9 protein-coding genes and 2 pseudogenes are annotated in these 13,338 nt (G+C 39.4%); 8 read left to right on the plus strand and 3 right to left on the minus strand.

Going from position 1 to position 13,338, the window contains the following annotated elements; genetic code table 11:
- The 4 genes and pseudogenes from CWATDRAFT_RS23830 to CWATDRAFT_RS41960 form a co-directional block, all read left to right on the plus strand.
- A partial coding sequence (locus tag CWATDRAFT_RS23830; RefSeq protein WP_007307404.1) for a DNA methyltransferase occupies window positions 1-486 on the plus strand: 486 nt, incomplete at its 5' end.
- Window positions 476-1,585, plus strand: a complete 1,110-nt coding sequence (locus CWATDRAFT_RS23835) for a hypothetical protein (RefSeq protein WP_007307405.1) — start codon at window positions 476-478, stop codon at window positions 1,583-1,585. The genes CWATDRAFT_RS23830 and CWATDRAFT_RS23835, both read left to right, overlap by 11 nt.
- A gap of 13 nt (window positions 1,586-1,598) precedes the next feature.
- Window positions 1,599-2,000 carry an acyl-CoA thioesterase gene (locus tag CWATDRAFT_RS23840; RefSeq protein WP_007307406.1) on the plus strand — a complete coding sequence of 134 codons (402 nt, stop codon included), beginning with the start codon at window positions 1,599-1,601 and terminating at the stop codon, window positions 1,998-2,000.
- Window positions 2,001-2,511: 511 nt separating this feature from the next.
- Window positions 2,512-4,365: pseudogene (locus CWATDRAFT_RS41960) on the plus strand (SUMF1/EgtB/PvdO family nonheme iron enzyme).
- Between the two features lie 342 nt (window positions 4,366-4,707).
- Here the strand turns inward: CWATDRAFT_RS41960 and CWATDRAFT_RS34485 are convergent.
- Window positions 4,708-4,956: a hypothetical protein gene (locus tag CWATDRAFT_RS34485; RefSeq protein ID WP_007307413.1), complete on the minus strand. Its 249-nt coding sequence runs from the start codon at window positions 4,954-4,956 to the stop codon at window positions 4,708-4,710.
- Window positions 4,957-5,091: 135 nt separating this feature from the next.
- Between CWATDRAFT_RS34485 and CWATDRAFT_RS23855 the strand changes: the two genes are divergently transcribed.
- The 4 genes and pseudogenes from CWATDRAFT_RS23855 to psaB all read left to right on the plus strand — a co-directional run bounded on the left by CWATDRAFT_RS23855 (window position 5,092) and on the right by psaB (window position 12,479).
- Window positions 5,092-6,381 carry a glucose-1-phosphate adenylyltransferase gene (locus CWATDRAFT_RS23855; protein WP_007307409.1) on the plus strand — a complete coding sequence of 430 codons (1,290 nt, stop codon included), beginning with the start codon at window positions 5,092-5,094 and terminating at the stop codon, window positions 6,379-6,381.
- Between the two features lie 68 nt (window positions 6,382-6,449).
- A complete protein-coding gene (locus CWATDRAFT_RS23860; protein WP_007307410.1) occupies window positions 6,450-7,265 on the plus strand; it encodes a Cof-type HAD-IIB family hydrolase in 816 nt (271 codons plus the stop codon).
- 584 nt (window positions 7,266-7,849) lie between these two features.
- Window positions 7,850-10,094, plus strand: a pseudogene (psaA, locus tag CWATDRAFT_RS23870) (photosystem I core protein PsaA).
- A 177-nt stretch (window positions 10,095-10,271) separates the two neighbouring features.
- Complete coding sequence (gene psaB, locus CWATDRAFT_RS23875; protein WP_007307412.1) at window positions 10,272-12,479, plus strand: photosystem I core protein PsaB; 2,208 nt, start codon at window positions 10,272-10,274, stop codon at window positions 12,477-12,479.
- Window positions 12,480-12,566: 87 nt separating this feature from the next.
- Here psaB and CWATDRAFT_RS23880 read toward each other — a convergent pair whose 3' ends face one another.
- Both CWATDRAFT_RS23880 and CWATDRAFT_RS41965 read right to left on the minus strand, forming a co-directional pair.
- Window positions 12,567-12,746 (minus strand): DUF6887 family protein, encoded by a 180-nt coding sequence (locus CWATDRAFT_RS23880; RefSeq protein WP_232287186.1) that lies wholly within the window; start codon window positions 12,744-12,746, stop codon window positions 12,567-12,569.
- Window positions 12,747-12,750: 4 nt separating this feature from the next.
- Window positions 12,751-12,942: a DUF6888 family protein gene (locus CWATDRAFT_RS41965; RefSeq protein WP_071905637.1), complete on the minus strand. Its 192-nt coding sequence runs from the start codon at window positions 12,940-12,942 to the stop codon at window positions 12,751-12,753.
- Between the last annotated feature and the right edge of the window lie 396 nt (window positions 12,943-13,338).

A 13,338-nucleotide genomic window follows, 5' to 3' on the forward strand; every position in this document is an offset into this window, starting at 1 on the left:
GAACCAATAATTCATGGTGTCAAAAATACTAAATCATATACCTTTAATAGAGATGATATCAAAATAGAAGCAAAAACAGGTTCAAAAAGGAAATTAATTGATTACCGTAGAGCAATTCCTCAAGTTTATAATTCTCACAAAGTTCCTGGAAATGTTTGGTATTTTCCCAGAGTTCGTTATCGTATGGAAGAATATGAAAAACATCCAACTCAAAAACCAGAAGCACTTTTAAAACGCATTACTTTAGCAAGTAGTAATGTTGGAGATACTATTCTTGATCCTTTTTCGGGAACCTTTACCACTTCAGCAGTTGCTCAAAAATTGGGAAGAAAATCTATTGGAATTGAAATTGAAGAAGATTACATAAAAATTGGTTTAAGACGTTTAGGCATTTCTAGATATTATAATGGTATTTTTTTACAAAAACCTTTAAAAAGTTATCAAAAAAATCACCAACAATTAGAATTATTTAAAGATGACCAATAATCACCAATTTACTCAAGTTATTTTTGAAATGTTGAACAAATATTTTGATAAAAATGCTGAGGATATTTTTCAAAATAGTCCCTTGTTACAATATTTGAATATTAAAACAAAATCAGCAAATAAAGGTTCAAAGTCTAGACTATCTGTTGGTAATCATTATGCACTTTATGTCTTAGTTGAAGATTATATTAATAAAGGGTTTTATAATCAAAAAAATTACGAAGACTATGAAGGGGCAAGATTTTCAGATTTATTCCGTCGTCAACGAGAATTACCCTTTGGAGAAAAGTTACAAAATCATGCACTGAATCATCGTCTTAACATGGAATTTACTAAATATTTCCCGACTCTTGGACAAAAACCTATTTTAAGAGATTTAGAAACCAGTCGTTACTGGATTAATGAAAACTTATTGATTATAAAAGTTGCAAAAGTTAATTATAATATTGCGATAGTTATCAAGGAAATAATAGATGCTTACGTCAATGCACGTCAACAATCATTTAGAGATTTTATGAGTTATTGTGATGAATTATTAGAAATTGAAAATAAAGATAACAATGAAGCAGTAAATTTTATTAAAAGTCTTTTACGACCTAATGTAGATGCAAGAGTATTTGAAATTACAAGTTATGGAATTCTTAAAACTTTTTATGGAGAACAAAAAATATTTTGGGATTATTCTTTAGAAGAGCTTACTGAAGATAACTTAATCCTCTATAAAACTGGTCGAACTAACGCTAATGATGGTGGTATTGATTTTGTAATGAAACCATTAAGTCGTTTTTTTCAAGTTACAGAAACTATAGACGTTAATAAATATTTTTTAGATATTGATAAGGTGCAAAAATATCCCATTACTTTTGTTGTAAAATCCAATGAAACACCAGAAAAGATTAAGGAAAAAATCCAAGAAGAAGCTAAACTTAAATATAAAGTAAAAGCAATTGTTAATCATTACTTAAACTCTGTTGAGGAAATAATTAATCTTCCTATGTTACATGAATATATTGACATAATTATTGAGCAGGGTAAAATATCAGATATTATTAAAGAGATTGCTATTCAAAGTCAATTAGAATTTAATCTAAACTCATAGCCAAAATTAGTTAATGACTTACTATAGAACCATTCATTTTTCTGATACAGATGCAGCCGGAGTTGTGTATTTTGCTGCTTTATTATCTATTTGTCATGAAGCTTATGAAAATAGCTTACAAGTAGCAGTAATTGATTTAAAAACCTTTTTCACAAATTCGGATATAGCTATTCCTATTATTTATGCTGAAATTGATTTTTATCAACCTTTATTTTGCGGCGATCGCATACAAATTAATTTAACACCAGTTCAATTAAATGAAACAGAATTTGAGATAAATTATCAAGTTTTTCACGAAAGCAATTTAGAAAAATTGATAGCTAAGGCAACAACTAAGCACGTCTCCATTAACCCTAAAATTCGTAAACGAAGTCCTTTATCATTACCTATAATTCAGTGGTTACAATCAAACTAAGATAACTATTAAATGTAGATAATAATACATCCCGAATCTGTCTATTTTTGCCATCGCTTTTAACTATAATTAATGTATAGCAGTCAGTAATGATTCATGAGATCATCGAGATCCCCCCTTTAGTTCCCCCCTTACAAAGGGGGGAACTAAAGGGGGGATTTAATACTTAAACTTAATTCTCAAAACCGAAACCTGACTGCTATATTTCTAACCAAAGTTTTAGGAGTTCGGAGTTCGGAGGCGCAATATTAGGTGTACATATTGAGTCCGAGAAACGCTATATTAGGTTAAACTGTGAAGATGGTGGGCAAAATAGATATTGACTAGAAGTGTTGATTATCTGACAAAGTTTGCCCACCCTACGAAGCAAAAATATTTTGTTAAAAAATTTAGTCATTATTGGATTATGTAAGTATATTTTTTGGCAAGCACTTTATAATATAGTAAACAGTTCTAGAAATTTCCATACATAGATATGATACTTTGGCGCAGTTTCTTAACTTCTGCTTTGATGCTTCTCATTTTAACAGGGTGTCAAACTAAACCTTCATCTGATATTGCTGAGGAAACTAAAAATAGTATTGTTTTAATCTCTTATGGGGATAAAAAAGGACACGGAACAGGATTTTTTGTTAAAGCTAAGGGACAATGTAAAGTATTAACCTCTGCTCATGTAGTAAGGCGTAGTAAACAGATTAATATAACTCCTCATCTTGATAAAAAGTTGTTTAAGGCAGCTAATATTGAGCCAATACCAGGTAAAGACTTAGCGTTGGTTACTTTTCAAGTTGATGATCAAGAAAACTGTCCCTATACTCCCCTAAAATTAAATAAGTCTCCTCAGATAAAGATACGTGATACTGTGGCAATGGTAGGTTATCCTAGACGAGACGGGGAAACAACATTAGTTCTACAATTTCCAGAAGGAAAAGTTACTAACATCGAAGATCCTCCCTTAGCAGAAGGTTACGCTATATCCTATGAGATGACCACTATACAAGGGATGAGTGGTGGCCCAGTGATTAATAAATGGGGTCGGGTAGTGGCTGTTCATGGTAAAACGGATGTGGTGATGGATAGCTTAGAGAATAGTAGTCAAGGTAGTCCCGATACTCAATCACTGTCAGGAAGCATTAACCATTTTAAATGGGGTGTTCCTATAGAAAGTTATTTTGCTTATATCGACTCTCAACCTTCTACTGTCAGCTTTAAACCAAGTGTTTTCTCTTCTTTTTTCTCCACTAATTTTAAGCTGATTTTATTCCTTTTGCTTGGTCCTTGTTTTACTTTTTTCACATTTAAGATAATTTTGGTGTCTCTTAAGAAACAGAGAAGAAGTAATACTATTCAACCTATACCCCGTTCTACTCCTGTAATAAGACAACCACCTAGACAAAAAGAAAATTCTACAGTTTCAGTTAAACCTAGTTCTACCCCTATAAAACCCAAACAAGAACCAAAACCATCCAAGGAAAATGAACATCCTACCCTAGAAGAATTTACATTTGAAACCAAGAAAGTCAAGGTAGAAAATGGTACTTTTCAAGGACTAATTACAAGATCAGGTACTGCTAAACAGTTCAAAGAAAAGTTAGCTGATGGGGTGAACTTAGAAATGGTAGCAATACCTGGGGGTAGTTTTGTGATGGGAGGAGAAGGATTTGATGACGAAAAACCAAAACATCGAGTTGATCTTTCCAGTTACTACATGGGGAAATATCCCGTGACACAAGAGCAATGGTATGCGATCGCTAAAGCTACAGAGTTGAAAGTAAATATTGATCTTGAACCAGCTCCTTCTTATTTTATAGGAGGCGATCGCCCAGTAGAAACGGCTAGTTAGTATGGCTGTGTAGAGTTTTGTCAGCGACTCTCGAAACTAACGGGACGGAACTATACCCTACCCTCAGAAGCACAGTGGGAATATGCTTGTCGTGCAGGAACAACCACCCCCTTCTACTTTGGGGAAACCATCGCCACCGGTTTAGCTAACTATAATGGCAACAAAACCTATGGTTGTGGACCCAAGGGAGTATATAAAGGGGAAACAACCCCTGTATATCGTTTTCCAGCTAATGGGTTTGGGTTGTACGATATGCACGGTAATGTTTGGGAATGGTGTGCCGATGATTGGCATGATAACTATAATGGTGCGCCCAATGATGGCAGTGCTTGGCTGGAATACGATTTAGCATATTTAGCTAAAAATAGGCAAGATGATTTAAAATCAGTGCTTCGGGGCGGTTCTTGGGGCTACTATCCTGATATCTGCCGTTCTGCGTTCCGCGTCCTCAACAGTTCGCGCGGCAACCACGACTTCTATTACGGTTTTCGGGTAGTATGTGTGTTCGGGAGAAATCTTTGATCCTTTATCCTCTTTCCCTCTTGCCCTTTCTCCTTTTTTCTCCTTTTTCCTTTTTTGGTTCCGCCTTTGGCGGATCGTTATATTTTTGATTCAGCAAGTAATACAAATGTGTTACTGTAGGGTGGGCAAATGTGAGATTTATGTGGGGGGTTGAATAATATTAAATCCTCCATATAGGAATCAGGTTTCAGTTGTGAGAATTAATGTTGAAACTGATCCTCTCTAACCCCCCTTAATAAGGGGGGAACTAAAGGGGGGATCTCGTGGTGGGCAAAACAGATACTTCCTAGAAGTGTTAATCATCTGACAAAGTTTGCCCACCCTACGAAGTGACAAAACCTTCTAGAGTTGATCTTCAACAGAAATACTAAAATCTTCAATTGGAGGGCAGTTATTAGGATCATTACACTGATAAGTGGGTAAACTACCCGGTACTAACGCCCCTGCAACGTTTCTCAGTGCTTGATAAGGATCATCGTCAGGCATCAGAGTTAACACCTGAGGACAATTATCGCCACTTATCTTTACTGTAGTAGTTAACAGAATAATTGTGTTGCGATCGCTTTCAACAAAAATTAAACTCCCCCCCACTCTCCGAACTCCGAACTCCGAACTCCGAACTCCGAACTCCTAACTCCGAACTCCGAACTCCACCCACTTCCCATTTGTCCCCTACAGTCCTAAACTTGACTTGAGAGGTGTAACAGGCAATCGCGAGGTTATCTTGTGAAGAAAGTTCTAGCAATCATACTCGGTGGTGGCGCAGGTACGCGCTTGTATCCCTTAACTAAGTTACGGGCCAAACCTGCTGTCCCCTTAGCCGGGAAATACCGTTTAATTGATATTCCCATTAGCAATTGTATTAACGCAGAAATACTCAAAATCTACGTTTTAACTCAATTTAATTCCGCTTCTTTGAATCGACATCTAACACGAACCTATAACTTTACTGGCTTTAGCGATGGGTTTGTGGAAGTTTTAGCAGCGCAACAGACAGCGGAAAACCCCAGTTGGTTCCAAGGAACGGCGGACGCTGTACGTCAGTATCTTTGGTTGTTTGATGAATGGGATGTGGATCAATATTTAATCTTGTCTGGTGATCATCTCTATCGCATGGATTATAGTGATTTTGTCAGACGACATCAGGAAACTGGTGCAGATATCACCCTATCTGTAGTTCCCATTGATGAAAGACGAGCCTCCAGTTTTGGCTTAATGAAAATCGATGACAGTGGCCGCGTTGTCGATTTTTCTGAGAAACCCAAAGGGGACGCATTAAAACAGATGCAGGTTGATACCTCAATTTTGGGGTTGAACCCAGAACAGGCTAAAGAAAGCCCTTATATCGCATCTATGGGTATCTACGTCTTCAATAAAAAGGCGTTGACTGACTTGCTGAGAAATAACCCAGAACAAACTGATTTTGGTAAAGAGATTATTCCAGGTTCTGCTAAGGATTATAATCTCCAAGCTTATCTATTTAAAGGGTACTGGGAAGATATCGGAACCATTGAAGCGTTCTATGAGGCGAATTTGGCTCTTAACCGCCAGCCCTTACCTCGTTTTAGCTTCTATAACGAAAAGGCTCCTATTTACACCCGTGCGCGCAATTTACCCCCTACTAAGGTTCTTAATTGCAATATTACTGAGTCCATGATCAGTGAAGGGTGCATGATCAAAGATTGTCGTATCAATAACTCTGTTTTGGGGATTCGTAGTCGCATCGAAAGTGATTGTGTGGTTGAAGATTCTTTGCTCATGGGAGCGGATTTTTATGAATCTTTAGATACTCGTCAGTCTCTGCTGGATCAAGGTAAAATTCCTGTGGGTATTGGCAAAGGTAGCACTATCAGACGGGCGATCGTTGACAAAAATGCCCGCATTGGCACCAATGTCAACATTGTTAATAAGGAAAATATAGAGGAATCTAATCGTGAAGATGACGGTTTCTATATTCGTAATGGCATTGTTGTGGTTATCAAAAATGCTGTAATCCCAGATGGAACAGTAATTTAAAGGACGATAAAGGGGCGAGAGTTCGCCTCTTTTTTTTGTTTAACTAATTATTTTTTGTTGATTAAATTATGGATATTCGTCTTTTAGTTTTGGATATTGATGATACGATCGCCGGTCGCTCAAATACAGTTAGTGATGGGGTTAAACAAGCTATTAAATTAGTACAAAGTCAGGGGATTAGGGTAGCTTTAGCAACGGGAAGGATGTATTATTCTGCTAAGCGTTTTCATGAGTTAATTGCTTCTGATTTACCCATTGTTGCTTATAATGGTGCTTGGATTCAATGTCCTTTAACAGGAGTGCGTCATCATCATTTTCCTGTTGATTCTGAGGTTTCTTATCAATTATTGGATTATTTTCAACAACCTGATTGGTTAAATAAACTAGAAATTCATTGTTATATTGATGATCGTTTATATGTACAAGAGATAACAAAAAAAACTGAAATTTATCGTAAAAGATCAGGGACAGAACCAGTTTTAGTTAAAGATTTACGCTCAATTTTAGAACAAGAAACTACTAAAATTTTAGCCATTGGTGAGCCTAAATCAATCGGCAATTTATTAGCGAATTTACAACAAGTTTATCCCCGTGAACAACTTTATTTGACCCAATCAACTCCTATTTATTTTGAAGCAACTCACCCCCAAGCAAGTAAAGGGTTCGGGGTTCGTTTTTTGGCAGAAGAATTATTAGGAATAGACGCTAATCAAGTAATGGCGATCGGTGATAATTTTAATGATCTGGAAATGTTGGAATATGCAGGGTTAGGTGTTGCTATGGGAAGCGCACCCGAAGCAGTTAAGGAAGTTAGTCAATGGGTTGCTCCCCATGTGGAAAAGGACGGGGTAGCTACAGCAATTAATAAGTTCTTGTTGAATTAGTGAAAAAGGGAATTTACCTCTATCAAACAAAGTTTTCTTCCCTAAATCTAACAATAGCAGATATACCTAAGAAATGGCAAGCCTTAGCCGGGAAAAATTTCTTTGACTCAGCAAGATCAACAACCCTCCCTTAACAAATCTACACTCATTGATATTTATCAATGATAATTAAAGATAGAATAGTAAGTATTCCTACAGTATTTTGCTTTCCTCAAAACTGATACTCGATCCTCGAAATATCAAAAATATCGACATTTTATTAAAAAATATTTTGATACATTAATTTTTGTAAAGGAAGGGTCAAGTTTCTTGACTTTATGACTCTTTTTGTTGTTTCGGGAAGCAAGTATCCATCAAGGATTAAGGGTAATTTTAACTATTGTTAAGTTTTCTAAACTAAAAAGACATTTAGTATTCTTTAAGATTTATGATCAGGTTACAGAGCCCCTACCTGAAACAAAAAATGAATCAGGCAGATTAAAGGCAATCAGAAGAAAAGCAAAATATACTATTTTTGCTAATGTTCTATTACAATGTCCTCAATAGGAAAACCTTAAATTTATTGTCGAGAGAGGAGAACACTCATGGCAGATGTTACTGAGGCTAAGGCTAAGGTAGCAGTCGACGTTGATCCAGTACCTACTTCGTTTGAGAAGTGGGGGAAACCAGGACACTTTGACCGTACCTTGGCCAGAGGACCCAAAACCACAACTTGGATTTGGAATCTTCACGCCGATGCACACGATTTTGATAGTCAAACCAGTGACTTAGAAGATATTTCGCGAAAAATCTTTAGCGCGCACTTCGGGCATTTAGCCGTTGTCTTCGTCTGGTTAAGCGGTATGTATTTTCATGGCGCAAAATTTTCCAACTATGAAGCTTGGTTAACCAATCCAACTGCCATTAAACCCAGCGCACAGGTAGTTTGGCCCATTGTCGGCCAAGGTATTTTAAACGCCGATGTGGGTGGCGGTTTCCACGGTATTCAAATAACCTCTGGGTTCTTTTACCTGTGGAGAGCGTCAGGGTACACCAACAGTTACCAGTTATACTGCACCGCCATAGGTGGCTTGGTCATGGCTGGTTTAATGTTGTTTGCTGGATGGTTCCATTACCACAAAAAAGCTCCTAAATTGGAGTGGTTCCAAAATGTGGAATCGATGATGAACCATCACCTAGCAGGATTACTGGGTTTAGGCTCCCTCTCTTGGGCAGGCCACCAAATTCACGTATCCTTGCCAGTAAACAAACTGTTGGATGCTGGAGTGGCTCCTGAAGACATTCCTTTACCTCATGAGTTTTTCGATGTCAGCAAAATGGCAGAGTTGTATCCAAGTTTTGCCCAAGGGTTAACCCCCTTCTTCACCTTAAACTGGGGAGTTTATTCAGACTTCTTAACCTTCAAAGGTGGATTAAACCCCGTAACAGGTGGTTTATGGCTCTCTGATACAGCACACCATCACCTGGCCATCGCAGTTCTCTTCATCATCGCTGGTCATATGTACCGCACCAACTGGGGTATTGGTCACAGCATGAAAGAGATCCTCGAAGCTCATAAAGGACCGTTTACAGGAGAAGGACATAAAGGTTTATATGAAGTCTTGACCACCTCTTGGCACGCTCAGTTAGCTCTTAACTTGGCACTGTTAGGGTCATTGACAATCATCGTGGCTCATCATATGTACGCCATGCCTCCCTATCCGTACCAAGCGATCGACTACGGAACCCAATTATCACTATTCACTCACCATACCTGGATCGGTGGATTCTTGATTGTGGGTGCAGGTGCGCACGCAGCCATCTTCATGGTTCGGGACTACGATCCTGCCAAGAATGTTAATAATCTTTTAGACCGTATGCTTCGTCACAGAGATGCGATAATTTCCCATCTCAACTGGGTTTGTATTTTCCTTGGTTTCCATAGCTTTGGACTTTACATCCACAACGACACCATGCGAGCCTTAGGTCGTCCTCAAGATATGTTCTCGGACTCGGCCATTCAATTACAACCTATCTTTGCCCAGTGGGTACAAAATATTCACACTTTAGCTCCCGGTGCTACTGCACCTAATAGTTTAGCTACTGCTAGTTACGCCTTTGGCGGTGACACCATAGCAGTTGCTGGTAAAGTGGCTATGATGCCCATTACTCTTGGAACTGCTGATTTCATGGTTCACCATATCCATGCTTTCACCATCCATGTAACTGCCTTAATTCTTCTCAAAGGTGTTCTCTACGCTCGTAGTTCTCGCCTGGTTCCCGATAAGAGCGAATTAGGCTTCCGTTTCCCCTGTGATGGTCCAGGACGGGGTGGTACTTTGCCAAGTATCCGGTTGGGATCACGTATTCTTAGGATTATTCTGGATGTACAACTCCTTATCTATCGTAATTTTCCACTTCAGTTGGAAAATGCAATCAGATGTCTGGGGAAGTGTTGCCGATAATGGTTACGTCGGTCATATTACAGGGGGAAATTTTGCCCAAAGTGCTATCACCATCAACGGTTGGTTGAGAGACTTCCTCTGGGCGCAAGCTGCTAACGTGATCAATTCTTATGGTTCTGCGTTATCAGCCTATGGCATCATGTTCTTAGCAGGACACTTTGTATTCGCCTTCAGTTTAATGTTCCTCTTCAGTGGACGTGGCTACTGGCAAGAACTTATTGAGTCTATTGTTTGGGCTCACAACAAGTTGAACGTTGCACCTTCTATTCAACCCCGTGCTTTGAGTATTGTTCAAGGTCGGGCAGTGGGTGTCGCTCACTACCTGTTAGGAGGAATTGTTACCACCTGGGCATTCTTCCTGGCAAGAAGCCTCTCAATTGGCTAATCTATGGTAATAAGGACACCTAAGCAATTTTTGCTCTGGGTCTTTGATACCAAACCTGCGAAATTAAAGAGGGCGTTAACCCTGTTTTTCCCCTCTGTCCTTCGCAACAAATATAAATTACATCAGAAAATGAGCATTAGTCTCATTGTTTTAGAGAGGAGAATTTCCTAAAAAGCTATGGCAACTAAATTTCCAAAATTTAGCCAGGATCTCGCCCAAGATCCCACCACTCGTCGGATCTGGTACGGGATAGCCACGGCCCACGATTTTGAAACCCATGATGGAATGACCGAGGAAAATCTATATCAAAAGATTTTTGCCTCCCACTTTGGTCATATCGCCATCATCTTCCTGTGGACCTCCGGCACCCTTTTCCACGTGGCCTGGCAAGGTAACTTCGAGCAGTGGATTACCGATCCCCTCAACATTCGTCCCATCGCCCACGCTATCTGGGACCCTCAGTTCGGTCAAGGTGCGATCGATGCCTTTACCCAAGCAGGTGCTTCTTATCCTGTAAACGTCGCTTATTCCGGTGTATACCACTGGTTCTACACCATTGGGATGACGACCAACGGAGATCTTTATCAAGGGTCTATTTTTCTCTTGGTTTTATCCGCCTTGTTCTTATTCGCTGGTTGGTTGCACCTACAACCTAAGTTCCGTCCTAACTTGGCTTGGTTTAAAAATGCTGAGTCCCGTTTAAACCACCACTTAGCTGGTTTATTTGGAGTTAGCTCCTTAGCTTGGACTGGTCACTTAGTTCACGTTGCAATCCCCGAAGCTCGCGGACAGCACGTTGGTTGGGATAACTTCTTGTTTACCCCCCCTCATCCAGATGGGTTATTACCCTTCTTCACTGGTAACTGGGGCGCGTATGCAGCAAATCCCGATACAGCTGGTCATGTTTTCGGAACAGCAGAAGGTGCAGGAACCGCGATTTTAACCTTTTTAGGTGGTTTCCATCCCCAAACTGAGGCGTTATGGCTGACAGATATTGCCCATCACCACTTGGCGATCGCAGTTCTGTTCATCATCGCTGGTCATATGTACCGCACTAACTGGGGTATTGGTCACAGCATTAAGGAAATTCTTAACACCCACAGACCCCCCGGTGGAAGATTAGGTGCTGGTCATCGCAATCTATATGACACCGTTAATAACTCTCTACATTTCCAACTTGGTTTAGCGTTGGCTTCTTTAGGGGTTATTACCTCCTTGGTGGCACAGCATATGTATTCTTTACCGTCCTATGCTTTCATCGCTAAGGACTACACCACCCAAGCTGCACTTTATACCCATCACCAGTACATTGCTGGCTTCTTGATGGCGGGTGCTTTTGCTCACGGTGCTATCTTCTTCGTTCGTGACTACGATCCCGAAGCGAATAAAGATAACGTTTTAGCACGGATGCTAGAACACAAAGAGGCGATTATTTCCCACTTAAGTTGGGTGTCTCTCTTCCTCGGTTTCCACACCCTCGGTTTATATGTTCATAACGACGTTGTGGTTGCTTTTGGAACTCCTGAAAAACAAATCTTAATTGAACCTGTATTTGCTCAGTTTGTACAAGCTGCTTCTGGTAAAGCACTGTACGGTTTTGATACTCTCTTATCTAACCCTGACAGTTTAGCCACTGGTGGTTTTGTTGCTCCTGTTTATTTACAAGGTTGGTTAGATGCTATTAACAGTGGTAGCAACTCCTTGTTCTTGAGCATCGGACCTGGTGACTTCTTAGTTCACCACGCCATCGCCCTTGGTTTACATACCACCACCTTAATCTTAGTTAAGGGTGCGTTGGATGCACGGGGTTCTAAGTTAATGCCCGATAAAAAAGACTTCGGTTACTCCTTCCCTTGTGATGGTCCTGGCCGTGGTGGTACTTGTGACATCTCTGCTTGGGATGCTTTCTACCTCGCTATGTTCTGGATGTTAAACACCTTGGGTTGGTTAACCTTCTACTGGCATTGGAAACATTTAGGAGTTTGGACTGGTAATGTTGCTCAGTTCAACGAAAACTCTACTTACCTCATGGGCTGGTTCCGTGACTATCTATGGGCTAACTCTGCTCAGTTAATCAACGGTTACAACCCCTACGGTGTTAATAACCTCTCTGTTTGGGCTTGGATGTTCTTATTTGGACACTTAGTTTGGGCAACTGGGTTTATGTTCCTCATCTCTTGGCGTGGATATTGGCAAGAGTTGATCGAAACCATTGTCTGGGCTCACGAACGCACTCCTTTAGCGAACTTAGTTCGTTGGAAAGACAAGCCTGTGGCTCTTTCTATCGTTCAAGCTCGTATCGTTGGTTTAGCTCACTTTACTGTGGGTTACGTACTGACGTACGCGGCGTTCCTCATTGCTTCGACTGCTGGTAAGTTTGGTTAAATAACTTCCTAGTTAGCATGAGATAATTAATAAATCCCCTGCCTTTTGGTGGGGGATTTTTGATTGAATATGAAGTTAAAAGTTGAGTCAATTTTTGATTTCTTGATTAATTTTCCGTTTGAGAATGTCTTGACTTACTTCTTGATTATCAGCAAAATCGTACCAGGTTGCCTCATTATCAGGACTACGACGACCCATTAATATATTTAACGCTTCTTGATCATCTCGATTTTTTAGAACATAAGCTTTTAATTCTTGTCGAGTCATGCTTTCAAAATTCGGTTTCATCAATGAACCTCCAATTTCCATTAGTAGCGATTACAATTTCGATCTTTTCCCCAGCAAGTATATAAATTTCCCCCGTTTGCTCATTAAAACGAAATAAATTAATATCTTGATAGAGATTAGATAAACTTTGAGAAAGTTCTACAGATTTTAGACATTGTTTAAAGGTAGGAGAAATAGATTTACCTCAATTATGATAACGCTATATATTTATGATATAGCATGAACAGGCTTAAATAATTTTTCTAGACCTTGGTAGTTATGGTATGATTTTCGGGAATACTAGATATAAGCTCATCTAAAGCCTAGTTACATTGTTAACTTTTTGGCTATAGTGATGATTGTATTTCTCAAACTAATCCTAATAGCATAAATCTAGATGACCAGTCCTATCCAAAAATACTGTCTGGTAGTCAGGAACCGGGAAAGTTTAGCTTGTTGACTATATCCCGAAGTTTAGGGATGCTAAATGACTTCTGCATTCTTCACACTTTCCCCCGATTCCTAGGGGCTTTGGCACTGTGCTATAAGGCGTAGGCAAATTCGAAGATTTTCACGCATCCCCCAAATTTCC

It is taken from the genome of Crocosphaera watsonii WH 8501 (assembly GCF_000167195.1).
GTDB classification, from domain to species: Bacteria; Cyanobacteriota; Cyanobacteriia; order Cyanobacteriales; family Microcystaceae; genus Crocosphaera; species Crocosphaera watsonii.